The organism is Arthrobacter sp. 10T44 (assembly GCF_056393885.1).
Genome location: NZ_JBFTGT010000003.1, coordinates 59,681 through 84,081, shown reverse-complemented (window position 1 = coordinate 84,081; position 24,401 = coordinate 59,681). Strand labels below are relative to the sequence as shown.

General features: G+C 68.3%; 23 protein-coding genes and 2 riboswitches. Of the genes, 4 read left to right on the top strand and 19 right to left on the bottom strand.

From position 1 onward, the window contains the following. Window positions 1-23: 23 nt before the first annotated feature. Complete coding sequence (locus tag AC1DBL_RS06950) at window positions 24-1,097, bottom strand: lipid II:glycine glycyltransferase FemX (RefSeq protein WP_476925762.1); 1,074 nt, start codon at window positions 1,095-1,097, stop codon at window positions 24-26. A 136-nt stretch (window positions 1,098-1,233) separates the two neighbouring features. Between AC1DBL_RS06950 and AC1DBL_RS06945 the strand changes: the two genes are divergently transcribed. Next, complete coding sequence (locus AC1DBL_RS06945; protein ID WP_441418250.1) at window positions 1,234-1,788, top strand: TspO/MBR family protein; 555 nt, start codon at window positions 1,234-1,236, stop codon at window positions 1,786-1,788. Window positions 1,789-1,812: 24 nt separating this feature from the next. Here AC1DBL_RS06945 and AC1DBL_RS06940 read toward each other — a convergent pair whose 3' ends face one another. From AC1DBL_RS06940 to gcvP, 5 genes are all read right to left on the bottom strand, one after another. Next, on the bottom strand, window positions 1,813-3,225 hold the full coding sequence (locus AC1DBL_RS06940) for an L-serine ammonia-lyase (RefSeq protein WP_441418249.1): 1,413 nt from the start codon (window positions 3,223-3,225) through the stop codon (window positions 1,813-1,815). A 306-nt stretch (window positions 3,226-3,531) separates the two neighbouring features. Beyond that, entirely contained in the window at window positions 3,532-4,866 is a 1,335-nt protein-coding gene (glyA, locus tag AC1DBL_RS06935) for a serine hydroxymethyltransferase (RefSeq protein WP_476925761.1), read from the bottom strand. Beyond that, on the bottom strand, window positions 4,863-5,246 hold the full coding sequence (gcvH, locus tag AC1DBL_RS06930) for a glycine cleavage system protein GcvH (protein WP_441418247.1): 384 nt from the start codon (window positions 5,244-5,246) through the stop codon (window positions 4,863-4,865). The genes glyA and gcvH overlap by 4 nt, the downstream gene beginning before the upstream one ends. A 519-nt stretch (window positions 5,247-5,765) precedes the next feature. Then, on the bottom strand, window positions 5,766-6,899 hold the full coding sequence (gcvT, locus tag AC1DBL_RS06925; protein WP_476925760.1) for a glycine cleavage system aminomethyltransferase GcvT: 1,134 nt from the start codon (window positions 6,897-6,899) through the stop codon (window positions 5,766-5,768). Window positions 6,900-6,911: 12 nt separating this feature from the next. Beyond that, a complete protein-coding gene (gene gcvP / locus AC1DBL_RS06920; RefSeq protein WP_441418245.1) occupies window positions 6,912-9,833 on the bottom strand; it encodes an aminomethyl-transferring glycine dehydrogenase in 2,922 nt (973 codons plus the stop codon). Between the two features lie 39 nt (window positions 9,834-9,872). Then, window positions 9,873-9,988: riboswitch (glycine riboswitch) on the bottom strand. A 1-nt stretch (window position 9,989) separates the two neighbouring features. Then, window positions 9,990-10,088: riboswitch (glycine riboswitch) on the bottom strand. A gap of 202 nt (window positions 10,089-10,290) precedes the next feature. On the opposite strand from gcvP, the gene AC1DBL_RS06915 reads away from it, so the two are divergent. Beyond that, on the top strand, window positions 10,291-11,136 hold the full coding sequence (locus AC1DBL_RS06915) for an aldo/keto reductase (RefSeq protein WP_476917552.1): 846 nt from the start codon (window positions 10,291-10,293) through the stop codon (window positions 11,134-11,136). A 25-nt stretch (window positions 11,137-11,161) separates the two neighbouring features. On the opposite strand, the gene AC1DBL_RS06910 is transcribed toward AC1DBL_RS06915, so the two are convergent. Beyond that, the gene (locus tag AC1DBL_RS06910; protein ID WP_441418243.1) at window positions 11,162-11,701 is read right to left on the bottom strand and encodes a TetR/AcrR family transcriptional regulator; all 540 of its coding nucleotides are present in this window, start codon (window positions 11,699-11,701) and stop codon (window positions 11,162-11,164) included. Window positions 11,702-11,769: 68 nt separating this feature from the next. On the opposite strand from AC1DBL_RS06910, the gene AC1DBL_RS06905 reads away from it, so the two are divergent. Then, entirely contained in the window at window positions 11,770-13,338 is a 1,569-nt protein-coding gene (locus AC1DBL_RS06905) for an MFS transporter (protein ID WP_476917551.1), read from the top strand. 124 nt (window positions 13,339-13,462) lie between these two features. Here the strand turns inward: AC1DBL_RS06905 and AC1DBL_RS06900 are convergent, their stop codons facing one another. Further along, complete coding sequence (locus AC1DBL_RS06900; protein WP_441418241.1) at window positions 13,463-13,945, bottom strand: Dps family protein; 483 nt, start codon at window positions 13,943-13,945, stop codon at window positions 13,463-13,465. A gap of 133 nt (window positions 13,946-14,078) precedes the next feature. After that, window positions 14,079-14,897, bottom strand: coding sequence for a sigma-70 family RNA polymerase sigma factor (locus AC1DBL_RS06895; protein WP_476925759.1), 819 nt, complete (start codon window positions 14,895-14,897; stop codon window positions 14,079-14,081). A gap of 204 nt (window positions 14,898-15,101) precedes the next feature. Here AC1DBL_RS06895 and flgN point away from each other — a divergent pair, with 204 nt between their 5' ends. Further along, window positions 15,102-15,638: a flagellar export chaperone FlgN gene (flgN, locus tag AC1DBL_RS06890; protein WP_476893155.1), complete on the top strand. Its 537-nt coding sequence runs from the start codon at window positions 15,102-15,104 to the stop codon at window positions 15,636-15,638. A 6-nt stretch (window positions 15,639-15,644) separates the two neighbouring features. On the opposite strand, the gene AC1DBL_RS06885 is transcribed toward flgN, so the two are convergent. Genes AC1DBL_RS06885 through AC1DBL_RS06840 form a run of 10 tightly spaced genes read right to left on the bottom strand, consistent with a single transcriptional unit; the run spans window position 15,645 to window position 24,337 of the window. After that, the gene (locus tag AC1DBL_RS06885) at window positions 15,645-15,899 is read right to left on the bottom strand and encodes a carbon storage regulator (protein WP_476925758.1); all 255 of its coding nucleotides are present in this window, start codon (window positions 15,897-15,899) and stop codon (window positions 15,645-15,647) included. A 9-nt stretch (window positions 15,900-15,908) separates the two neighbouring features. Next, window positions 15,909-17,051, bottom strand: a complete 1,143-nt coding sequence (locus tag AC1DBL_RS06880; RefSeq protein ID WP_476925757.1) for a hypothetical protein — start codon at window positions 17,049-17,051, stop codon at window positions 15,909-15,911. After that, window positions 17,029-19,077: a flagellar biosynthesis protein FlhA gene (locus tag AC1DBL_RS06875; protein WP_441418236.1), complete on the bottom strand. Its 2,049-nt coding sequence runs from the start codon at window positions 19,075-19,077 to the stop codon at window positions 17,029-17,031. The genes AC1DBL_RS06880 and AC1DBL_RS06875 overlap by 23 nt, the downstream gene beginning before the upstream one ends. 49 nt (window positions 19,078-19,126) lie before the next feature. Beyond that, window positions 19,127-20,209, bottom strand: a complete 1,083-nt coding sequence (locus AC1DBL_RS06870) for an EscU/YscU/HrcU family type III secretion system export apparatus switch protein (protein WP_441418235.1) — start codon at window positions 20,207-20,209, stop codon at window positions 19,127-19,129. Next, complete coding sequence (locus AC1DBL_RS06865; RefSeq protein WP_476893157.1) at window positions 20,209-20,967, bottom strand: flagellar biosynthetic protein FliR; 759 nt, start codon at window positions 20,965-20,967, stop codon at window positions 20,209-20,211. The genes AC1DBL_RS06870 and AC1DBL_RS06865 overlap by 1 nt, the downstream gene beginning before the upstream one ends. Before the next feature lies 1 nt (window position 20,968). Next, window positions 20,969-21,244 carry a flagellar biosynthesis protein FliQ gene (gene fliQ / locus AC1DBL_RS06860; protein WP_175321994.1) on the bottom strand — a complete coding sequence of 92 codons (276 nt, stop codon included), beginning with the start codon at window positions 21,242-21,244 and terminating at the stop codon, window positions 20,969-20,971. Then, window positions 21,241-22,056 carry a flagellar type III secretion system pore protein FliP gene (fliP, locus tag AC1DBL_RS06855; RefSeq protein WP_441418393.1) on the bottom strand — a complete coding sequence of 272 codons (816 nt, stop codon included), beginning with the start codon at window positions 22,054-22,056 and terminating at the stop codon, window positions 21,241-21,243. The genes fliQ and fliP overlap by 4 nt, the downstream gene beginning before the upstream one ends. A 59-nt stretch (window positions 22,057-22,115) precedes the next feature. Further along, window positions 22,116-22,715, bottom strand: coding sequence for a flagellar biosynthetic protein FliO (fliO, locus tag AC1DBL_RS06850; protein ID WP_441418233.1), 600 nt, complete (start codon window positions 22,713-22,715; stop codon window positions 22,116-22,118). Next, window positions 22,716-23,444, bottom strand: coding sequence for a flagellar motor switch protein FliN (gene fliN / locus AC1DBL_RS06845; protein WP_441418232.1), 729 nt, complete (start codon window positions 23,442-23,444; stop codon window positions 22,716-22,718). It lies immediately after the preceding gene. Beyond that, window positions 23,441-24,337 (bottom strand): flagellar motor switch protein FliM, encoded by an 897-nt coding sequence (locus AC1DBL_RS06840; RefSeq protein ID WP_441418231.1) that lies wholly within the window; start codon window positions 24,335-24,337, stop codon window positions 23,441-23,443. Before AC1DBL_RS06840 ends, fliN begins: the two co-directional genes overlap by 4 nt. Window positions 24,338-24,401: the final 64 nt, after the last annotated feature.

Genomic DNA, 24,401 nt, shown 5'->3' with positions numbered 1-24,401 from the left:
CCTCATTTCACCTTGCGGGCGGTCTAGTAGAACTGCTGGCCCGTGCGCCGCGTGTACAGCTGGCGGGCGACGCGCTCCCCGGCGGCCATCCAGGCCTTGTACTTCAGCGGACTCAGGACCTGGTCGTAGCAGCCGACGAAGTCCGTGACGGTCTTGCTGAAGCTGGTCTTGAACAGGCCGAGGCCGTGGAAGGGATTGGAGGTGTCCTTCAGCTTGTCGCTGGGCGGCGTGCCGCAGAAGTCGTATTCGGTGCAGCCGAGTTCCTTGAGCTGGTTGATGGCCGTCCACTGGACCAGGTGCGAGTCGCCGTACTGGCTGCGCTTCTGCAGGGAACCGCCGTCCTTGTAGGTGCCCTTCCGTCCGTAGTTGATCACGAACGCCCCCACCGAGGGCACGCCGTTTTCATAGACGAAGAGCAGCCGGCCCTGGCCGCGGTCCACGAAGTTGGTCCAGAACTGGCGGTAATACTCGTACTCGCGGACCCGGACCTGGGACTTGGCCTCCACGGTGTTCGTCATCAGCGCGTACATCGCCCGGAAGTTCTCTTCGGTCGGCTCCACGTTGTGGACCTCGACCTCCTCGCGGATGGCCCGCCGGACGGCGTTGCGGCCGCGGGAGTGCAGGTTGCGCAGCAGCTGGTTTTCCTGCGGCGAGATGTCCAGCAGCGCGGTGGAGTCGTTGGGCTGGAGGTTGTGGGTCTTGACCAGGCCCGCGCCTTCGATGACGCGCCGCGCGTCCTCCGACAGGACGATGTCGGGCTCGATCTTGATGGCGAATACCCCCAGCCGGGCGCGCTTGACGAAGTCGGCGTTGGCGGCCGCGATGCCGGGGATGTCCTCCACCGAGGCCACATCCGGGCCCTTGATGAGGTACCAGAGCTTGCCGAGGAGGGGGAAGGACTTCTCCAGGACCAGGTTGTAGCTGGTGTAGTCGGCCATCTCATAGACCAGGTGGAGGGGCTTCCAGCCGAAGTGCTGCTTGACCTCGGCGAAGGCCTCGGATTGAAGCAAATTCCCGCCGTTGGGGTTCGCGGTGACGTGGGCGTCCCAGTTGGCAACCTCTTCGGCGGAGGCAAAGCGGGCAGTGAATTCTCGCAAGGGTGCGGTATCCAATCTTTGCGGAACGAGCTTCGGCGGCATGGCTGGCATGCAGCATCAAGTCTATCGGGAGGCCGGCGGCTCTCAGGGCGCTGCGGCCCTGTGCCGCCCGTCGCACCGGGTTTACGCTGAAGGTATGGATGCGCAGCCGGAACCGTCAGCCGTCCGCCGGCAGTTCCGTCCGGGCGGGGCCGGGACGCGCCGGCCCGGCGTCGAGGCGGTGGCCCTGCTGGTACTGCTCGGCGCTTCGGCCCTCGTGGCGGCACTCGGCGGACTGGCCAGCGCCAGCAACGTCGACGGATGGTACGCGGCCGCGGACAAGGCCCCGTGGTCTCCGCCGAACTGGCTCTTCGGGCCCGTCTGGACGATTCTGTACATCGCGATGGCCGTAGCGGCATGGCTGGTCTGGCGCAGCCGGGCGGAAGGCGCCAGGCCCGCCCTCACCGCCTACGCCGTCCAGCTGGTGCTGAACCTGCTGTGGACCCCGGTGTTCTTTGGCTTGTACCCCGCCATGGGTTCCCCCGCGCTGTGGATCGGCTTCGTCATCATCGTGGCGCTGGCGGTCGCGGTGGCCGCCACCGTGCTGCGCTTCGGCCCGATCAGCCGCACCGCCGGGCTGCTGCTGCTCCCCTACCTGTCCTGGATCGTGTTCGCCGCGTCACTGAATCTGTGGGCGGCACTGAACAACTGAGGACAATCAGGAACGACTGGGAAATCAGCACTCCACCACGTTGACGGCGAGGCCGCCCATGGCGGTTTCCTTGTACTTGGAGCTCATGTCCTTGCCGGTCTCGCGCATGGTCACGATGACCTCGTCGAGCGACACGCGGTGTGAGCCGTCGCCCCAGAGGGCCATCTTGGCGGCGTTGATCGCCTTGGCTGCGGCGATGGCGTTGCGCTCGATGCACGGGATCTGCACCAGCCCGCCGATCGGGTCGCAGGTCAGGCCGAGGTTGTGCTCCATCGCGATCTCGGCGGCGTTCTCCACCTGCTGGGGCGTTCCGCCCATCACCTCGGCCAGGCCGGCGGCCGCCATTGACGACGCCGAACCCACCTCGCCCTGGCAGCCCACCTCGGCGCCGGAGATCGAGGCCTGTTCCTTGTAGAGCACCCCGATGGCACCGGCGGTCAGCAGGAACTTAACCACGACGTCGTCGCGGTCGGCCTGGGTGGCTTTATCCATGCCGGGGGCGAAGTGCAGCGCGTAGTAAAGCACGGCCGGAATGATACCCGCGGCGCCGTTGGTGGGCGCGGTGACAACCCGGCCGCCCGAGGCGTTCTCCTCGTTCACCGCGAGCGCGATCAGGTTTACCCACTCCTGCCAGTACTTGGGGTCCCGGTAGTCCGGGTCCTGGCCGTGGTTTTCCTTCATCAGCCGTTCGTGCCAGTCGGGGGCCCGACGGCGGACCTTGAGCCCGCCGGGAAGCAGGCCCTCGCGCTTAAGGCTGACCTCGACGCAGCCTTCCATCACGGAGTAGATGTGCAGGAGGCCTTCGCGGATCTCCTCTTCGGTACGGGAGGCGCGCTCATTTACGAACATGATTTCGCCGATCGAGAGCCCCTTGGACTGGCAGCGGCCCAGCAGTTCAGCGGCCGTGCGGAACGGCAGCGGGAGTTCCTTCTTGGACTCGTCGAGTTCCTTCAGCGCCGCGTCCTCCTCACCCTCGCGGACGATGAAGCCGCCGCCGACGGAGAAGAAGGTGGCGCTGTGCACGACGGCGCCGTCGGCGTCGGACACCGTGAACGTCATGCCGTTGGTGTGCCGGGGCAGGATGGTGAGCGGGCGCAGCACCATGTCCTTCACGCCGTAGGGCAACGCGACGGATCCGGCCAGGTGCAGGGTGCCCGTCTGGGCAATGGCGGCCAGCCGGTCCTCGACCTCCTCGGGGAGGATCTTCTCCGGGTGGAAGCCCTCGAGTCCGAGCAGGATGGCGGTCATGGTGCCGTGGCCATGGCCGGTGGCGGCGAGGGAGCCGTACAGGTCAACCCGGAGCGACGCCACGCGGTCCAGATCCCCCGAGGCCTTGAGCTCCTCGGCAAACACCGCAGCAGCCCGCATCGGCCCCACGGTATGCGAACTCGAAGGCCCGATCCCAATCGAAAAAAGATCAAAGACGCCAACAGCCATTACTGAATCCTAACTAGGCACTGCGGTCGGGCGGGGAGGGGGACGGACATCCTCTGCATGCTGCTCCTTCGTCGCTTTGACGCATGCTGCCGGATGCCCGGCCCCCTCCCCGGGGGCCGTCACCGTGAGCGGCACTATGTGGTTGAGACGTCAATGCGGGGGCGAGGTGCCCACGAGGGGCCGGCGGAGCCGGGCTTTTCGAAAGCGTGCGTCTAAGCGAGGGACGAGCGAGCACGCGTGAAAAGTCCGGTCCGCCGGGCCCGGAGCCAACCCGAAAGAGATCGGCCCCGGAGCCAGCCGCAGCGGTCACCCTAGATTAGCAACCGAGGGGTAGAGCGGGTGGGCGGCGGCGAGGGCCTCGACGCGGGAGCGCAGACCGGACAGGTCCGCGCCGGCGTCGGCGGTCAGCGCCTCGGCGATGATGTCCGCAACTTCGGTAAAGGCGGCCTCGCCGAAGCCGCGGGTGGCCAGCGCCGGGGTGCCGATCCGCAGCCCCGAGGTAACCATCGGCGGGCGCGGGTCGAACGGAACGGCGTTGCGGTTGACGGTGATGTCGATTTCCGCGAGGCGGTCCTCGGCCTCCTGCCCGTTGAGCTCGCAGTTGCGCAGGTCCACCAGGACCAGGTGCACGTCGGTGCCGCCGGAGATCACGTTGATCCCCTTGGCGGTGACGTCCGGCTGGACCAGGCGCTCGGCGAGGATCCGGGCGCCGGCCAGCACACGTTCCTGGCGTTCCTTGAACTCGGGCGAGGCGGCGATCTTGAACGCCACGGCCTTGCCGGCGATGACGTGCTCCAGCGGGCCGCCCTGCTGGCCCGGGAACACTGCCGAGTTGATCTTCTTGGCGATGTCGGCGTCGTTGGAGAGGATGATGCCGCCACGCGGACCGGCCAGGGTCTTGTGCGTCGTGGAGGTGGTCACGTGCGCGTGCGGCACCGGCGACGGGTGCAGCCCGGCCGCGACGAGCCCGGCGAAGTGGGCCATGTCCACCATCAGGTAGGCCCCCACGGAGTCGGCGATCCGGCGGAATTCCGCGAAGTCGAGCTGGCGGGCGTAGGCGGACCAGCCGGCGACGATCAGGGCCGGCTTGTGCTCCTGGGCCAGGCGCTCCACCTCGGCCATGTCGATCCGGTGGTCATCCTCCCGGACCTGGTACGGGATGACGTTGTACAGCCGGCCGGAGAAGTTGATCTTCATGCCGTGGGTCAGGTGTCCGCCGTGCGCCAGGTTCAGGCCCATGATGGTGTCGCCCGGACGGATCAGGGCGTGCATGACCGAGGCGTTGGCCTGCGCGCCGGAGTGCGGCTGGACGTTGGCGTACTCGGCGCCGAACAGGGCCTTGACCCGGTCGATCGCGAGCTGCTCGACGACGTCGACGTGTTCGCAGCCGCCGTAGTAGCGCTTGCCCGGGTAGCCCTCGGCGTACTTGTTGGTCAGCACCGAGCCCTGCGCCTGCATGACGGCCTTGGCGGTGTGGTTTTCCGAGGCGATCATTTCCAGGCCGTCGCGCTGGCGGCTGAGCTCGGCGTCGATCTTCGCGGCGATCTCCGGATCCAGCGCGGACAGTTCAGCGTCCAGGCTCGGCGAAACGACCTGCTCGAATACCGCGGTGTTTGTACCTGCGCCCGCGGCGGCGCTCACAGTTCGCCGCCGTTCTTGGACGCGTAATCCTGCGCGGAGAGCAGCGGGCCGTCCGATTCGGCGGCGACCTTGAAGAGCCAGCCGGCGCCGTACGGGTCGCTGTTGATCAGGGCCGGGTCGTCGACGACGGCGGGGTTGATTTCGGTGACCTCGCCCGTGACGGGGGCGTACAGGTCCGAGACGGACTTGGTCGACTCGACCTCGCCGCAGGTCTCCCCCGCGGTCACCGCGGAGCCGACCTCGGGCAGGTCAACGTAGACGATGTCGCCCAGGGCGTCCGTGGCGACCGCGGAGATGCCGATGGACACAAGGTTCCCGGCCTCCCGCGCAACCCACTCGTGCTCGTCGGAGTACTGCAGTTCAGGGGCAACTTTTGCCATGTGTTTTTCCTAAGTCTTGAAGTGGTCGTTGGTGCTAAATCAATTGTGGCCGGGTTGCGGAGTGACCGTGGCCGGGTTACGCGGCGCGGCCCGCCATCCTCCGCGTGCTCGCTCGTCCCTCGCTTAGACGCACGCTTCCGGATGACGTCCCCCACCGCTAATGGCCAGTTCAATTTTCGGGGCCAACAGTTCTCCGGAAAGAAACAGTGGCCGTCGAGATCTACGAGGGCCGAGCCGCGGTAGGCGGTTCATCCTTCAGCACCTTTGGCTATCGAAGGCGCCGGCTCCTGTTGGTTCTGGTGTGGCAGGTTGTCCTAAAAGGTGAGCTGACCGCGAGGGGCCGTCCGGGCTGGGTTTTCGGAAGCGTGCGTCTAAGCGAGTGACCGCCGTCGGGGTTCCCTGACCGAGCTTGCGAGGTTAGGGGGACGGCGGGAAAACGAGCGAGCACGCGTGAAAACCCAGACGGCCGGTCCCGGAGCCGGGTACCGCTGAGGCATCTGGGCTCCGGGACGGCACGGGCTACTTTTGGCGCTTGTAGAACGGCAGTGCGACAACTTCGAACGGCTCGGTTTTGCCGCGCAGGTCGATGTCCAGGGCGGTGCCGGGTTCGGTGAACTCGACGTCGACGTAGGCCATGGCGACCGGGTAGCCCAGGGTGGGGCTGGGCTGGCCGGAGGTGACTTCGCCGACCGTGTTGCCGTCCTTCAGGACCGGGTAGTGGCCGCGGCCGGCCCGGCGCCCGAGGCCCTTGAGCCCGACGAGTTTGCGCCCGGCGGTGGAGCCTGCGCCGGCCTCCTTCTTGGCAGCCAGGGCAGCCTTGCCGACGAAGTCGCCGTCCTTGGACAGCGCGACGACGGGACCGAGCCCGGCGGCGAACGGGTCGCCCTCGAGGGAGAGTTCGTTGCCGTAGAGCGGCATGCCGGCCTCGAGCCGGAGCGAGTCGCGGGAGGCCAGGCCGGCGGGCGTCAGCTCGCCGTCCTCGGCGATGGCGATGAGCGCCTGCCAGAGGGCGGCGGCGTCGTCGTTGGAGACGAAGATTTCGAAGCCGTCCTCACCGGTGTAACCGGTGCGTGCCAGCAGCAGGTCCTGGCTGGCGCCGCTGACCATGAACGGGACGTCGACGGCGGCGTAGTACTTCAGGCCGGTGACGAGCTCGTGCTGGGCGGCGGGGACCAGGCGGAGCAGGATGGCTTCCGCTTTGGGGCCCTGGACCGCGATCAGCGAGGTCTCGGCGGAGGCGTCCCGGACCGAGACGTCGAACTTTCCAGCCCGCTCGGCCAGGGCCGCGGCGACGACTTTGGCGTTGCCGGCGTTGGGGACGACAAGGAATTTCTCGTCACCGCGGCGGTAGGTGATGAGGTCGTCGATGATGCCGCCGTCCTCGTTGCAGATCAGCGAGTACTTGGCCTTGCCGACCGCCATGGCGGAGATCTTGCCCACGAGGGCGTAGTCCAGGAAGGCGGCGGCGTCGGGGCCGGTGACCCAGACCTCGCCCATGTGGGAGAGGTCGAACAGGCCGGCGGACTTGCGGACGGCGTGGTGTTCGGCGAGTTCGGAGCTGTACTTCAGCGGCATCTGCCAGCCGCCGAAGTCCGTGAAGGAGGCGCCGAGTTTCTTGTGCTCTTCGTAAAGTGCCGTGTAGTTCTCAGTCATCGTTGGCTGTCCCTAGTTGTTAGAGGCGGAGTTGGCGGAGTCGTCGGAGTGGGCTGCTGTGTCTTCCTCGAAGGCTTCGAGGGGAGGGCATGAGCAGATCAGGTTGCGGTCGCCCGCGGCCCCATCGATCCGGCCGACCGGCGGGAAGTACTTGTCCTGCTTTAGCGTGTGCACCGGGAAGACGGCCTGTTCGCGCGGGTAGCTTCGCTCCCAGTTGGTGCTGATGACGGCGGCCGCGGTGTGCGGGGCGTTGCGCAGCGGGCTGTGCTCCACGGTGAAGTCTCCGTGGGCCACCTGGTCAATCTCGGCGCGGATGGCGATCATGGCCGTGATGAACCGGTCGATCTCGCCGAGGTCCTCGGACTCGGTGGGCTCCACCATCAAGGTCCCCGCCACCGGGAACGCCAGGGTGGGCGCGTGGAAACCGTAGTCGATGAGGCGCTTGGCGACGTCCTCGGCGGTCACACCGGTCTTGGCCGTGAGTTCGCGCAGGTCCAGGATGCATTCGTGGGCCACCAGGCCGCCCTCGCCGGTGTAGAGCACCGGGAAGTAATCGTTGAGGCGGGCCGCAATGTAGTTGGCCGCGAGCAGGGCCGACTTGGTGGCCTCGGTCAGGCCCTGTCCGCCCATCAGCTTCACGTAGGCCCAGGAAATCGGCAGCACGCCGGCCGAGCCGTAGCGGGAGGCGGAGATCGGCGTGCCCTCGGCGCCGTTGGCCGGATCAGCCGCGTTGCCGGGCATGAACGGGGCCAGGTGGGCCTTCGCCGCGACAGGTCCGACGCCGGGTCCGCCGCCGCCGTGCGGGATGCAGAAGGTCTTGTGCAGGTTCAGGTGCGAGACGTCTCCGCCGAACTGGCCCGGCTGGGCCAGTCCGACGAGTGCGTTGAGGTTGGCGCCGTCAATGTAGACCTGGCCGCCGGCGGCGTGGATGGCATCGCAGACCTCGCGGACGTCGGCGTCGTACACCCCGTGCGTGGACGGGTAGGTGATCATGATCGCCGAGAGGGCGTCCTTGTGCAGCTCGATCTTGGCCTGCAGGTCAGCGTGGTCGATCGTGCCGTCGGAGGCGGTGGCCACGACGACGACCTTCATGCCGGCCAGAACTGCCGAGGCGGCGTTCGTGCCGTGCGCGGAGGCCGGAATGAGGCAGATGTTGCGCTGGTCGTCGCCGCGGGAGAGGTGGTAGCCGCGAATGGCGAGCAGCCCGGCGAGCTCACCCTGGGAGCCGGCGTTCGGCTGGATGGAGACTTGGTCGTAGCCGGTGATCTCGGTCAGCTGGGCTTCGAGGTCCTCGATCAGTTCGCGCCAGCCGGCGGTCTGGGATTCGGGCGCGAAGGGGTGGATGGAGGCGAACTCCGGCCAGGAGATGGCTTCCATTTCGGCCGTAGCGTTCAGCTTCATGGTGCAGGAACCCAGCGGGATCATGGTGCGGTCCAGGGCCAGGTCCCGGTCCGAGAGGCGGCGGATGTAACGCAGCAGCTGAGTCTCGGAGCGGTGCGTGTTGAAGACCGGGTGCTGGAGGTAGTCGGAGGTGCGCTCGACGGCGGAGTCCAGGGCAAACGCAGTGTCCGTGCCTGCGGCACTATCCGCGACGCTGGCGCCGAAAGCGGCGACGACGTCGGCGACGATCGCCGCCGTCGTGGCCTCATCGGCGGAGATGCCGACCGTGTCGGCGTCGACGGCGCGCAGGTTGATGCCCTTGGCGTCGGCGGCGGCGATGAATTCCGCGGCCTTGCCCGGCACGGAGACGGTCACGGTGTCGAAGAACGAGGTGTGCAGCACGTCCAGTCCCGCAGCTTTCAGCGAGGCGGCAATGGTCCGGGCGTGGCCGTGGGTGGTCTCGGCAATGGCCTTCAGCCCGTCCGGGCCGTGGTAAACGGCGTAGAAGGAGGCCACGATGGCCAGCAGCGCCTGGGCGGTGCAGATGTTGGAGGTGGCCTTCTCACGGCGGATGTGCTGTTCGCGGGTCTGCAGCGCCAGCCGGTAGGCGGGGACGCCGGCGTTGTCCTTGGAGACGCCCACGAGGCGGCCGGGCATGGAGCGCTCCAGGCCCTTCTGGACGGCCATGTACGCGGCGTGCGGGCCGCCGAAGAACAGCGGCACGCCGAAGCGCTGGGCGGAGCCGACCGCGATGTCCGCGCCCTGTTCGCCCGGGGAGGTGATCAGGGTCAGGGACAGCAGGTCCGCGGCCACGGTGACGAGCGCGCCGCGTTCCTTGGCGTCCGCGATGACGTCCGAGTGGTCGAACACGCGTCCGGAGGCACCGGGCTGCTGCAGCACGACGCCATTGATGACGCCCTCGGGCAGGCCCTTGGACAGGTCCGCGACCTCGACCTCGAAGCCGAGGGCCTCGGCGCGGCCCTTGACGATGGCGATGGTCTGCGGGAGGCAGTCGGCGTCGAGGACGGTCTTGCCGTCGTGGGCCGTCTTGTTCTTGTTGGCCCGTCGCATCATCAGCACGGCCTCGGCGACGGCCGTGGCTTCGTCCAGCAGCGAGGCGTTGGCGATCGGGAGCCCGACGAGGTCCTGGACCATGGTCTGGAAGTTCAACAGCGCCTCGAGCCGGCCCTGGGAGATTTCGGGCTGGTACGGCGTGTACGCGGTGTACCAGGCCGGTGCCTCGAGGATGTTGCGGCGGATCACGGCCGGGGTGACGGTGTCGTAATAGCCCTGGCCAATCATCTGCACTGCGGTCTTGTTCTTCGATGCCAGCTTGCGCAGTTCGGCGAGCACTTCCACTTCGCTCAGCGCCGCGGCGAGCGCCAGGTCGGAGTCCTGCCGGATGTCCTTCGGGACGGCGGTATCCACCAAGGCGTCGACGGTGTCGTAGCCGACAGCCTTCAGCATGGCGTCGACGTCGGCCTGGCGCCGGGCGCCGATATGCCGGTCAACGAAGGACGTGGAGGCTGAGGTAACAGTCACAAGGAACTCCATAACTAAGGCGGCGCAGGGTACGCCACATTGATTCGGGTTCCTCCCCGCTCTGTATTGGACCTGAGAGTTTCCGCGCAGCCGCTTTCGCGAGGCTCCGCTTGCACCGTCGGTGAGCACAGCGCGCCGCGTGACGCACTTGCTGCTTTCCAGAGTTGCCTTGCCGCGGCGGTACATGGGCCTGAGAGATTCCTGGGGAGGGTTTGCTCCTACGGCGCCTGCTTGTACCTACTTGCAGAACTCTCCCGCCGCAGATCAAAGGCATATTCAATTGCTCGTGACCGCAGTCACAACTCCCATTGTCCTATGCCGGAGGCACGTCCGCAAACTCCGGTACCCGGGCCGCTTCAGCGTTACGGTAGAGCGGTGGCCAAGAGGCGGCGGCGCATGCGGCCACTGGGCAAATTACGACTCAAGGAGACAATTCATGCTGGAGCGAAGGCCATTCGGGAACACTGGTTTGGAAGTCTCCATCGTGGGGCTCGGCGCCGGCCAGATCGGTGAAAGTGATGTCACCGAGGCCGAAGCCGCCGAGGTGCTCAACGGGGCATTGGATCTCGGCGTTACGCTGATCGATACCGCCGCCAGTTACGGGCTGAGCGAAGAGCGCATCGGCCGGCACCTCGGCGGACGCCGGGACGAGTTCGTATTGTCCACAAAGGGTGGGCCCAAGATCAACGGCCAACGGGACTGGTCGCCGGGCAGCGTGCTGGAGAGTATCGAACAGTCCCTGCGCTTGACCCGGTCGGAACGGCTCGACGTCTTCTATCTGCACTCATGCCCGCTTGAAATCCTGCGGCGTGGCGATCTGCAGGACACCCTGGACCAGGCAGTCGCCGCCGGCAAGATCGGTGTCGCCGGCTACAGCGGAGACAACGCGCCGCTCGCATTCGCTGTGGACTCCGGCCGGTTCGGTGCCATCGAAACCAGCGTCAACATAGCCGACCAGTGGAATCTCCGAAACGTTCTCCGTCCCCGGTTCGGCCCGGGAGTCATCGCCAAGCGCCCGATCGCGAACGCGCCGTGGCGCTTCGCTGAACGACCCACCGGGAACTACGCGGAGCTCTATTGGGAACGGCTGCGGGCCCTGGAGCTCGACCCAGGAGACCTGGACTGGGCCGAGTTCGCCCTGCGCTTCACGGTGTACGCGCCCGGCGTGGACACCGCAATTGCCGGCACGGCCAAGCTGGCCAACCTGCGCGCTAATATCACCGCCGCCGGACGGGGCCCTCTTCCGGCTTCTGCACTGGAAGGCATCGACCGCGCCTGGCACGCTGTGGGCTCCGGCTGGCCGGCCTCGACCTGACGGCCCGGCAAGCCTAAAGCCGCCCTTAGCTGCGCAGGCGTTCGACGGCGGCCAGCAGGCTCTCGACGTCGCCGGCCACCTCGGCCGGCGCCTCGCCGGGTCCCCGCGCCAGCATGGCGTTGAAGTACAGCCCGTCCCCCATGTACAGCACGGGCTTGGCCATGGCGGGGCCCACATCAGCGGCAAGGAGCGCCAGCCAGCTCGCCTGGACTCCTGCCATCCGCCGCAGGGTCTCGGCGTGGGCCACCTCGGCCAACCGGGTGGCGGCCACGAAGACCCGGTCCAGCGGGGTATCGGCCCATACGGAGGATCTGATGAAGTACGCCGCCGCTCCTTCCGGTGCCGCGGCCATGGCCGCCAGGTCCGCGGCGAGGAGCCGGTCCAGGCGCTCAAGCAGCACCGAGATCATGGCCTCCTTGTTTGGGAAGTGGTACAGCAGTCCGCCTTTGGAGACGCCGGCCCGCCGGGCGACCGCGTCCAGTGTCGCGGCGCGCTCCCCCTCCGCAATGAGGAGGGATTCGAAGGCGTCGAGGACGGCTTCGCGGGCTACGGGTTTTCTGGCCATGGCTCCCATCATGCCTGCCGTGACGCGAATTTCTTAACTGTACCGTCTGGACGGTACAGTTAACCGTCATGAGCACCGCATCCCTGTCCGCAGCCACCCGCACCGAACAGGCCCCGCGCGCGCCTTGGCGCGACTGGCTGGCCTTGTCGCTGCTGATGTTCCCGGTCCTGCTCGTAGCCGTGGACAACACCGCGCTGACCTTTGCCCTGCCGGCGATCGCCCGCAGCCTGGACGCCACCGGGGTGCAGCTGCTGTGGATCGTCGATGCGTATCCGCTGGTGCTGGCCGGCCTGCTCGTGGCGATGGGCAGCCTCGGTGACAGGATCGGCCGGCGCCGGCTGCTGTTCATCGGCAGCACCGGTTTCGCCCTGGTTTCCGCGGTGACGGCTTTCGCGCCCAGCGCGGAATGGCTGATCGCGGGACGGGCCGGCCTGGGCTTCTTCGGCGCCATGCTGATGCCGTCCACGCTGTCCCTGATCCGCAATATCTTCCCGGAGCCCAACCGGCGGCGGCTCGCGGTGGCGATCTGGGCCGCGGGCTTCTCCGGCGGCGCCGCGCTGGGCCCGATCTTCGGCGGCTGGCTGGTGGAGCACCTCTGGTGGGGTGCGGTCCTGCTGGTCGCCGTGCCGATCATCCTGCCCCTGCTGGTCCTGGGCCCCGCGCTGATTCCGGAATCGCGGGACCCCAACCCGGGCAGGGTGGACGCGCCCAGCATCGTCTTGTCCCTGCTGGCCATGGGTCCGGCGGTCTACGGCATCAAGATCCTTGCGACCGACGGCGTGGCGCTGGAGCCGCTCGCGGCCCTCGGGATCGGGCTGCTGATGGGGTACGCCTTCGTCCGGCGGCAGCGCCGGCTGGCGGCCTCGGCATCCTCTGCTCCGCTGCTGGACCTCAGCCTCTTTGCCAACCCGGTCTTCAGCACCGCGATCACCGCCAACGTCCTGGCCCTGTTTTCGTACAACGGTTTCATCTTGTTCCTCGCCCAGCATTTGCAGCTGCTCGAGGGGCAGTCGCCGTCGGAATCCGGCATGGCGATGATCCCGGCACTCGTCGCCACCGTCGTTGCCGGGCTGCTCGTGGTCCCGCTGGTCCGCAAGGTCCGTCCGGGGTTCGTGGTGGCGGGCGGCCTGCTCCTTAGCGCTGCGGGTTATGGCCTCGTGGCCTTCGGAGACCACGGCGCCGGGCCCGGCGTGCTGCTGGCCGCCCTGCTGGTGCTGTGCCTGGGGGTCGGCGCGGCCGAGACCATCTCCAACGACCTGATCCTTGGGGCGGCGCCGGCGGCGAAATCGGGCGCAGCGTCCGCCATCTCGGAAACCGGCTACGAGGTGGGCTCCCTGCTCGGCACCGCCATCCTCGGTTCCATCCTGACCGCCTCCTACCAGCGCAACCTGCAGCTGCCCGCCGGCGTCGCCGGGATGGCACCGGCGGAAACCGCGGCCCAGGCCGGCGAGACCCTCGCCGGGGCCGCCGAACTGGCGCATACCCTCCCGGCTCCGCTGGCCGAGGCCGTGATGGCTGCCGCCCGGGCCGCATTCGACTCCGGCGTTCACATCACGGCCGCCATCGCGCTGGTACTGATGGCCGGCGCCGCGGCCCTCGCCGCCGTCGTGCTGCGCAAGGTACCGACGGCGAACTAGGCGTCAGGCGCAGGGCACCTCTGTTCAGATGGCAGCGGCCGGCAAGGCGTTAAATGGCAAGCGTCCGACGCCGGGACGGAACCCGGCGTCGGACGCGTGGAAGTAAGCGCGTAGAAGGAAGCGGCTACTTCTTGGTGTCCGGCGTGGTGACGCTGGCGGTGGCACGCATGGTTTCGGCGTTGACCATCCAGGCGTACTGCTCGAGCTTGGCAATGAACGCGTGCAGCAGGTCGGCGGTCGTGGGGTCTTCCTCGTCCACCTCATCGTGCACCTTGCGCATCGTACCGACGGCAGCCTCAAGGGCGGCGACGATCTTGTCGATCGCGTCCTTGGTGTTGATCAGGCCGGTCGGGAATTCTGCGAGTGCGGTGGTCTTGGAAACGGTGGAGCTGCGGCCGTCCGGCAGGGCGTGGAGGGCGCGCATACGCTCGGCCAGGTCATCGGCAAAGCCGCGGGCGGCCTCGATGATCTCGTCAAGCTGCAGGTGAAGGTCGCGGAAGTTCGTCCCCACAATGTTCCAGTGCGCCTGCTTGCCCTGCACATGGAGTTCGATCAGGTCCACGAGAACGGCCTGCAGGTTGCTCGTCAGGGTGGGCGTTGCTTTCATGCATCCTCCTTGATAGGAACGGCTTGGCGTTATGCCTCAGACGCTACCCCACCGAGCAGACGGCACGCGATGGTCGCGGCACAATTTCACGATCAGCTTACTAAGTAAGCTTAGTAAGCCTCCCGGGGCCAGCTCAGACGGCCTGGTTCAGCATCGGCCCCGGCGGGAAGATGGCCCGGGTGATCCCCCCGGCGGTGGCTTCGGAAAGCTGGGCGAGGTAGTCGTTCCGGCGGCGCGGCGTGATCCGGGACTGCGGTTCGAAGCCCTGGTCCGGGTCGTCCGCGTAGTGGGCGGTGAGGCCATCACGCATGAGGCGGATCGCCTCGGCGCGCTGCTGCGACACGGCGGCGTGCGTGGAGCCCAGTTCGGCTGCCAGGTCCTTGACCGTCCGGTCGCCGAAGTAGATCTCCTCGACGACGTAGCGCATCCGTTCCGGCAGCGACTTCACGGCGGCACGGAGGTACTGCAGCCGTTCGTCCGCGAGCACCGAGCTTTCCGGGGACAGGGTCTCCGCGGCGAGGGTGTCAACGACGGCGTCGTCGAGCGGCGTGAGGGTGCGCGACGCGTCCGCGAGGGCGGCTTCCACGACGCTTTGCTGGACGCCGAGCGCGGAGGCGATCTCGTCAACCGAGGGCGTGCGTCCGAGAGCCGCCGCCAAGGTTTCCTGGACGGACATGGTCTCTTTGATCCGGCGGCGTGCCGAGCGCGTGGCCCAGTCGCTGGCGCGCATCTCATCGGCGAACGCGCCAAGGATGCGGCGGCGCGCGAAGGCGCCGAAGGGCACGCCAAGGTCAGGGTCGAAGGAATCGGCCGAGGTAATCAAGGCCACGGCGCCAGCCGACGCCAGGTCATCGCGCGAGAGGTGGGACGCCTTCGAGCACAAATCTGAGACGAGATAGCCGACCAGCGGAAGGTGCTGGGTGACCATCTCGTTGCGTTCCACGCGATTCAATAGTGTGTCCCCCCATGAGACGGATCAGGAGCTTTAAAACCCTGAGAGCCGCACCCACAAACGGTCCAGCGCTCCCCCCATGGGAGGCGGTGTTCGAAGCTCGGGCGCAGCACCCAGAACGAAACCTATCACCTGATCCGGCATCTGCGTGTACCCTCAGGGAAAAGCTTGGCGGAAAATGCGGAAAGCCGTAATTTGGCCGTGATGGCAGGGGAAATGGGGCCCATGGGTGCAGGGGATCTTTCGGCGGCGCTGTGGCAGGAACGGCGGCAGTTGGAACTGCTCCTGTTCAGGTTGGAAACCCAGCGCCTGCACGTGGCCGCCGGCAACACCCACTGGCTGACCTTCACCGCTTCCGAGGTGGAAGCCGTCCTGGACCGGCTGCGCTTCGAAGCGCTGGCCCGCAATGTCGAGTCCGCGGCGGTGGCGGCCGAATGGGGCCTGCCGGCGCAGGCAACGCTGGTTGAACTGATTGCCGGCGCGCCGCAGGGGTCCTGGCCCACCGTCCTGCAGGAGCACCTGGACGGACTGCGCGGCTTGATGGGCCGGCTTGGCGAGGCCGCCCGCGCCAACGAGGAGCTGCTTCGAAGCCTGCAACGGCCCGCGGGCCCGAACGATCCTGCCGGAATCCTCGAACAGCTGACGGTTGCAGGGAACATTGAGCGTGCCCTTGCCATTACGCGCCGCGCGACCCAGCCGCTCATGGCCCAGTACCTAGGCGACGACGCGAACTCGCACTGACAGCCTTTAGTCGGGGGCGGCCGCCGGGGGCAGCAGGCCGCGCAGCGCGTCCTCGGTGCCGGGACCGGATTCGGCGCCTGCTTCAGCTGCCGCCAGGTTCGCCGCAGCAATGGCCTCGATTACTTCCCGCCGCTGGATCGGAACGCCGCGGGGCGCCTCGATGCCGATCCGGACGCCGTCGCCGCGCCCTTCCAGAACAGTGATGACGATGCCGTCGCCGATCATGATCTGTTCGCCCGGCTTGCGTGTTAGTACCAGCATTCTCTCAATCTACCCTTCGCGGCCGGACGCTGCGGCCCACGGCGTCGGCCGGGTCGCCGGCCGGCCATCGATCCAGCCCACCGGCAGGCCGAGGGCGTCCACGCTTTCGGGCGTCCCGGTGTCCGCTGCGCCCACCACGGCCACCGCGGCCACCTCGAGCCGGGCCCGCAGCAGGCTCACCCAGCGGGCGGTGTCCTCGTGCTTGCGCCCGGCGTCGACCACAACCCAGAGCTGGTCCGGGGAAAGCGCCGAGATCGCCTGCAGCCGCGCCAGGGTATTGCGGGCCTTGCCGAGCCCGAAGGCGGCCAGCACCGTCTGCTCGGTCTCCACGGCGTGGGCGCGGGCCGCCGTCGCGCTCTGGCGTCCGTCCAGGTGCAGGTGGCCGTAGGCGCTCAACTCTCCGGCGGTGCGCACGTCCGCGCCGCCAGCGGCGATGGACATGGCCAGGGCGGTGTCCATCGCGTCGTCGCCGAGGCCGACCAGCACCACCAGGTCCCCGGTGCCGCTCAGCGGGACCGGGACCGGCTCGCGCGCCGGCGCGGCATTTCGCACGGACGGCGACGGCGGCACGCGGTCGTGGGCCGGTGCGGTGCGCTCCCCCGCGCCGTTCCCCGGGCGTGCTGCCCGGTCCGGGTCGGGCTGTCCCGCTCCGGCCGACGTCGGCCGCAGCCCGGATCCGAGCTGGTCCAGCAGTTCGGCGAAGTCCGGCGACTCGGTCGAGACCCCCGGGGTGCCGGTCCGGTGCAGGGTCAGTTCGGCGGCGTCGGCTTCGGCCAGCAGGGCGGCGATCGCGTCGCCCTGCAGCTGGTGGGCGGGGGCCTCGGCGATCCGCGTGCCGGGCGGCGTCTCCGTCCGCCGCGGCGCTTCCCGGACGGTATCCCGCGGGGCCTCTGCCGATGTGGCGGCGGCCCGCTCCGCGATCTCACCCTCGGACAGGATGTCCGCATCCGGCACGACTTCGCCGGTGACGACGTCGTGCCTGGGCTGGACCTCGACGATGGCCTCGTAGCGGTTCGCCGCGAACAGCCCGGCGATGCCGGGACTGATCACGCGCTCGGCGGAAACGATGCGGGCCGACGGGCCGTACTGGGCCTCGGCCTTGCTGCGGATTTCCTCCAGCGAGGCTCCCTTAAGCCGATAGCGGTTCGGCATGGCGCACGACTCCTACAGTTTCGATCCGGACATTGGCGGAAGTGACTTCGCGGTACGACAGCACCGGGACGGACCCGGGCTGGGCTCCGATAAGCCGGTGGATGGCCGGGCGCAGCGCCGGGGCGCAGACCAGGACGGCCTGCCGGTTGGCGGCGGCCGCGGAGTCCACCGCGTTGCGCACCGAGCGGAGCACGGCGTCGAGCCGGTCCTGTCCCATCACGATCTGGCTGCCGCCCTCGGCCGGCCGCATATCCTCCAGCATGGACTGTTCCAGGAGCGGGTCGATCATGATCACGTTGAGCACCGGGCCCTCCATGAACTTGGCGGTCAGCGCCGGACCGAGTGCCTGGCGGGCCGCCTCCACCAGCGACTCAGGGTCGGTGGAAACCTTGGCCCGGAGGGTGAGCGCCTCGTAGATGCGGGCCAGGTCGTTGATGGGGACCTGCTCGTCGAGCAGGCCTTGGAGCACCCGCTGCAGCTCGGCGAGCGAGAGCAGCGCGGGAGTCAGTTCGTCCACGGCGGAGGGGCTCTGCTTGCGGACGCCCTCGGTCAGCACCCGGACATCCTCGCGGGAGAGCAGCCGGGCAGCATTGCCCGTGACGATGGAGGACAGGTGCGTGACCAGCACCGAGACGCGGTCGATCACGGTGGCCCCGGTCATCTCGGCGTTGTGCCGCATCTCGGCAGGAATCCACTTCCCGGCGAGCCCGAAGACCGGCTCAATCATGGCGACGCCCGGGAGCGAGTCCAGTGAGTCGCCGAGGGCCAGCATCTGGCCGCCCGGGGCGGTGCCGCGGCCGGCCTCCACCCCGGCGATCCGAATGGCGTAGGTGGCCGGCGGGAGATCCACACTGTCCCGGGTGCGGACCGGCGGGATGACCAGGCCCAGTTCCATTGCGATCTTGTGCCGCAGCGATCGGACCCGGGCCAGCAGGTCGTCGGAGGCGCCGGAGACCATGTCGACAAGGTCGGGGGCCAGCAGGATCTCCACGGGGTGGACGCGCATGTCCTCCAGCAGCTTCTCGTTGGGGTCCAGCTGCGGGGAGTTCAGCGCGGCGGCCTCGGCGTCGCGGGCCTTTTCCGCCTGCTGCTGGCCGGCGGCGGTGCGGCGCGAAGCCAGGATCAGGCCGGCGCCGACCAGGACGAACGGAATGGGCGGCATGCCGGGGATGAGGGCCATGGCGAGGGCGGCCACGCCCGCGATCATCAGGGCGTTGGGCGACTGCAGCAGCTGCGTGGAGGCCGTCCGGCCCATGTCCGCCTCCGCGTTGGACCGCGTCACGATCATGCCGGTGGAGACAGCCATCAGCAGCGCCGGGATCTGGGTGACAAGTCCGTCACCCATGGTCAGCAGGCCGTAGGTGTTGAGGGCGTCGCCGATCTCCATGCCGCGCTGCAGCATGCCGATGGCGATGCCGCCAATGAAGTTGATGATGATGATGATGATGCCGGCGATGGCGTCACCCTTGACGAACTTCGAGGCGCCGTCCATCGCGCCGTAGAAGTCGGCCTCTGCCGAGACCTCGGCGCGCCGCTCCCGGGCCTGGGTGTCTGTAATCAGGCCGGCGTTGAGGTCGGCGTCGATCGCCATCTGCTTGCCCGGCATGGCGTCCAGGGTGAACCGCGCCCCGACTTCGGCGACGCGCTCGGCGCCCTTCGTGACCACGACGAACTGGATAACCACCAGGATCAGGAACACGACGGCGCCGATGATCATGGAGCCGCCCACGGTCACCTTGCCGAAGGCCTCAATGACCTGGCCGGCGTAACCGTTGCCGAGGACCAGCCGGGTGGAGGCAACGTTGAGGCCCAGCCGGAACAGCGTGGCCACGAGCAGCAGCGAGGGGAACACGGAGAAGTCCAGCGGCTTCTTCACAAACATGCTGGTCAGCAGCACCAGCAGCGCCAGCAGGATGTTGCACACGATGAGGAAGTCCAGCAGCGGGGCGGGCACGGGAACCACCAGCAGCAGCACGATGCCCACGATGCCGATCGGCACCGCCAGCCGGGCGAGCCTGTTGTTCATGATGCGGTCCTTTCACAGACGCTGGTTCCAAAAATGTTCGCGAAGATGCTCATAGCGCGGCTCCGGCCATCCGGTGCAGCCCGGCTCCGGCGCCGCGGGCCTTGAGCGACATGACGAAGGCCAGCACCCCGGCCACGGCGTGGTAGAAATCCACCGGGATCTCCTGCCCCAGCTCGCAGGCGCCGTGCAGCGCCCGGGCGAGCGGGATGTCCTGGACCATGGGCACGTTCTTCGCCTCGGCCTCCTGCCTGATCCGCGACGCGACGTGGCCGGCACCCTTGGCCACCACCCGCGGGGCCGACTTTCCGGGCTCGTACTTCAGCGCGACGGCGACGTGCGTGGGGTTGACGAGGACGACGTCGGCGTCCCCGATTGCCGCGATCATGCGGTTCCGGCTCATGGACAGCTGCCGGGCCCGGCGCTGGGAGCGGATCAGCGGATCGCCTTCGCTGCTCTTGTTCTCGTCCTGGACTTCCTTCTTGGACATCCGGGTCTTCTTCCGGTTCCGGCGCATCACCACGAAGAAGTCCACGGCCGCGAGCGCGATGCCGGCGAAGACGGCGAACTGGACCAGGGAGGAGATGCCGCTCCCGGCCGCCGCCACGACGCCGGACACCGGAAGGCCGCCGGCGGTGAGCAGCACCGGGATGAGCCCCTGAACGACGGAGTAGAGCACGAGGCCGACGACGCTGGCTTTCAGCAGCGCCTTGACCCCGCCCCACAGCGCCTGGGTGCCGAAGATGCGCTTCAGCCCGCTGAGCAGTTTGAAGTTCTCGAAGTCCAGGCGGAACTTCTTCAGGTGGATGCCGCCCTGCAGCGCCGAACCCACCAGGACGACAAGGAGCACGACGATTAGCAACGGTCCGAGGATTCCGGCGAGCGCGCCGAGGCCGTCCTCGAGGGCCTTCACGGCCCTTGCCGGATCCGGCTGCGCCATGACGCCCCGGACGCTGAAGAGCTGGTCCGTGGCCGCGTTGGCCCCGCGCTGCACGGTCGCGGGGATCATGACGGCGGCGGCGCCGACCGCCAGCCAGGCGGTGAGGTCCTGGGAGCGCGAGAGCTGGCCCTTGGAGCGGACCTCCCGCATGCGTTTGTCGGTGGCTTGTTCGGTTTTTTCCTGTGAATCCGCCATCAGCCCACCCCCAGCACAGTCTTGGCGGCCTGCCCGGCGAGGGTGGAGACGATCCTGGGCAGGGCGAGGAAGAGGAATCCTGCCAACGAGAGGGTCAGCATGATCTTGAGCGGGAAGCCCAGCGAGAAGGCATTCAGTGCCGGGGCCACCCGGGTCAGCAGGCCGAGCCCGACGTCGGCGAGGAACAGCACCACCAGCAGCGGGCCGGCGATCTGGACGGCGGCGAGGAACATGCCGGTGACGGCGGAGGTCATGGCCTGGACCGGCTGGGCCAGGTCAAGGCCGCCGGCCAGCGGCAGGGCGGTGAAGCTTCCGGTCAGGCCGCCGATGACGAGCTGGTAGCCGTCCGAGGAGAACAGCAGGGCGAGCGCCGCCATCTGCAGCAGCCGGGTGAACTGGGCGCCGTTGACCATCATCTGCGGGTCGAAGGCCTGGGCCATCTGGAAGCCGCTGAAGAGGTCGATCAGGCTGCCGGCGGACTGGATCGCCGCGAAGACCAGCATGACCAGAAAGCCCAGGACCAGGCCGGTGACGAGTTCCAGGACCACTCCGGTGAGGAAGCCTGCCGTGTCGCGGGCGACGTAGCCGGCGGAAAGCCGCTGCGAGACGGCCAGGCCCAGGCCGACGCCCAGCATGGCTTTGATCCGCCCGGGGAAGGCCTGGTGCGCGAAAGGCGGTGCCACGATCAGGAATGCCGTCATCCGGACGGTGGCCAGCAGGAGGACTTCCAGCCACGTCTGGTCGATCGGGATGCCCACCTCACAAGCCTCCGAGCAGGGAGGGGATCTTGGCGAAGAGGTCGTTGGTGAACGCGACCATCTCCGAGATCATCCAGTGCCCGCAGATCAGCAGCGCCACGGCCACGGCGGCCAGTTTGGGCACGAAGGAGAGGGTGGCTTCCTGGAGCTGGGTGATGGACTGAAGCAGGGAAATCGCCAGGCCCACCACCAGCGCGGTCACCAGCACCGGGGCCGAGAGCTTGGCGGCCACGATCATGGCCTGGAGGCAGATGTCCAGGACGGCGTTGGCGTTCATCCCGAGCCTGCATAACTTTGGATCAGCGAGGTGATGATCAGGCCCCAGCCGTCCACGAGGACAAAGAGCAGGATCTTGAACGGCAGCGAGATCATCACCGGCGGAAGCATCATCATGCCCATCGACATCAGGGCCGCGGAGACGACGAGGTCGATCACGAGGAACGGGATGAAGATGACGAAGCCGATAATGAAGGCGGCCCGGAGTTCGGAAATCATGAACGCCGGGATGAGCGTCTGCAGCGGCACCGCTTCCGGCGTGGCCGGGTTCTCCATGCCGGCGGCGCGGGTCATCAGCGCGATGTCTTCCTCGCGGGTGTGCGCCAGCATGAAGTGCTGCAGCGGGCCCGAGCCGGCGCTGAGCGCGCCGTTGAAATCCAAGGTGCCGTTCAGGTAGGGCTGCACGCCGATGGTGTTCATCTCGTTGATGACCGGCCACATGACGAAGATCGACAGGAACAGGGCCAGGCCCGCCAGCACCTGGTTGGGCGGTATGGACGGGAGCGAGAGCGCGTTGCGGGTCATCGCGAGCACCACGAAGATCTTGGTGAACGAGGTCATCATCAGCAGCAGCGCGGGCGCGACGGACAACAGGGTGATCCCGATCAGGGTCAGGACCGCTGTGGAGGGCTTTCCGTCCATGCCGTTGATCTCGATGTTGACGCTGCCGGTGTCCGGGCTGGCCGGCGGGGTTGGCGGAACCGGCGGCACGGGGGCAGTCGCATGGCCGGCGGAGGCGTTAAGCCAGAGCAGCAGGACGGCGCAGAGCACGGCGGCGACGCCGATGGCCAGGAACCTTGTGGTTCGGCTGATGCCGGTTCGGCTGCTGCTGGTTGACGGGACGCGGGCGGAGCGGGCGGTGGCAGGGCGGATCAATTGCGGCGTCCGCTCCTGAGAGCGGCAGCGGCCTGCTTCCAGGTGGAACCGGCCAGAATTGACCCGTGCAGCGGCGGGTGGGACGCGGCGGGCGCGGTCCCGCGCCCCGGGGCGGTCCGGGGGTGGGGTTCGCGGCGGATGGAGTTGCGGCGGGACAGCGGCCGGTCCGGTGCCCCGGGCTCGCCAGCAGCAAGGCTGCCGACCTGGTCCGCGGTCCCGGCCCCGTTCACGGGTGCGGCGGAGGCAGCGGCTCCGGCTCCGGCTCCCGCGCTTGCGAGGATCTGCGCGAAAGCGCCGGCGGCACCGGCGCGGCGGGGCTCCGGATCCAGGGCCTCTGCGGCCTCTGCCGGGATGTCGCCGGTGTGCAGGACGTTGACGGCGTGGTCGGTGACGCCGAGCAGGAAGCGCTGGCCACCGGCGTCGACCACCACTACGGAGGCACGCTGGCCGACGCTTTGGCGGCTGACGACGCTCAAGGCGGCGTCAGCGCGGCGTCGTCCCGTGCCTTTGCCGAGACGGCGCTGCAGCAGCCAGATCAGTCCAAGCACCGCGCCCAGGGCTACGGCTACCCGCAGCCCGAGGATCAGCGAGTCCATTCAGCTAAGCCCCTCGGCCACGTCGAGGATCCGGGTGATCCGCACGGCGTAGTCCTGGTCCAGGACCACAACCTCGCCGTGGGCGATCAGCCGTCCGTTGAGCAGAACGTCGGCGGGGGCGCCCGCGGAGCGGTCCAGTTCGATGATCTTGCCGGGTTCGAGCGAGAGCACGTCGCGGACGGACATGCGGGTGCGGCCGATCTCCACGGTCAGGGCCATCTCGATGTTGTTGATGCGGCCCAGCCGGCCGGCCACCGTGTCGCCGCCGCCGAAGAGGTCGCCGGCACGGTCCTGGCTGGTGCCGTGTTCGCGCAGCCGGACCGCGAACCATGCCGCCGGGCTGGTGCCGTCGGAGAGTTCGAAGACGGCAGTGTCGGGGTCCGAAAGCAGCCCGGACGCGTCGGACTCGCGCAGGTCCGAGAGCACGCCGGCGCCGAAGACCGAGCTTGCGCTTTCCATCGCGGGGCGGAGGACATCGGTGACGGAGACGACGCCGAGTTGGCCGCCGGCCATTCCCCCGGCCGCCTCGTCCAGGAACGTGCGGTCGCTGAGCATCAGGGCGAGGTCTGCGGTCACGGAGCCGACGAAGGTCGCGGTGACGGCCTGGCGGGCGTAGGGGGCTGCGGCGCGGGCCGGGACCAGCGCGACGACCTTCAGGGCTACCGGGCTCGGCAGTTCCTCAACGAGCCGTTCCGCCGACGATTCATGCTTGGTCAGGGTGATGCTCATTGGTTATTCTCCTCGATTGTGACAATGACGGCTGCGGCCCGGGACCCGTTGCGGGCCGGGGCGGCGGTGGCCAGCCTCGTGCCATCCAGGGTGAGGTCGAACGGCCGGTTTTCCAGGTGCGGGAGGGTCAGGACGTCCCCCACCGCGAGGCCCAGCACCTGGCTGGGGGTGACGTACGACGTCGAGAGCCGCACCGAGAGTTCCACCGGGACGCGCTCCAACTGCGAGCTGATGCGGGCGGCGGCGTCCCCGCGGTTGTCCGTCGGGTTGACCTTCTTCAGCCGGCCCAGCAGGATTCCCGCCGGCACCGCCAGGGTGGCCGGGGCACTGATGTTGCCGACGTTGATCGTGAAGGAGGCGACAATCATGAGTTCGCTGGGCGCTGCGGCCTGGGCGAACTGGGAGTTGTACTGGACGGTGTCCACCCGGATGGTTTCGCTCAACAGCGGCCCGAGCGAGTAGCCGAGGTCCTCGAGGGCCTCGTCCATAAGTCCCTTGACCAGGGCCTGTTCAATCTGCGTGAACTTCCGGTCCGGCATCACCGTGTCGTTCGAGGCGCCCAGCATCCGGTTGATCCAGCCCAGGGCCGAAGGAGCGGGGAACTGCACCACCAGCTTGGCATCGTGCGACTCCACGGTGCACAGCACCATGGCGGTCACCGCCGGGAGGGAGGCGGCGTACTCGTCGTAGCTCTGCATGCCGACGTCCTCGAGCCGCACCACGGACTTCACGCGGACCTTGGCGGTCAGCTGGGTGCCCCACTGGCGGGCGAACGTCTCGAAGGCGAGTTCCAGGACGCGGCTGTGCTCTCGCGCCAGCGTCGCGGGACGCCGGAAGTCATAGACGCTGACGGTCCGCTCCCGTACCACTTCCCGCTCATCCAGAACACTCACGGTTGCCACTATCGGCAAGGGATCCGCCGTCGTAAGCAGTCTGCCCCAGGCAATAAACGGGGCG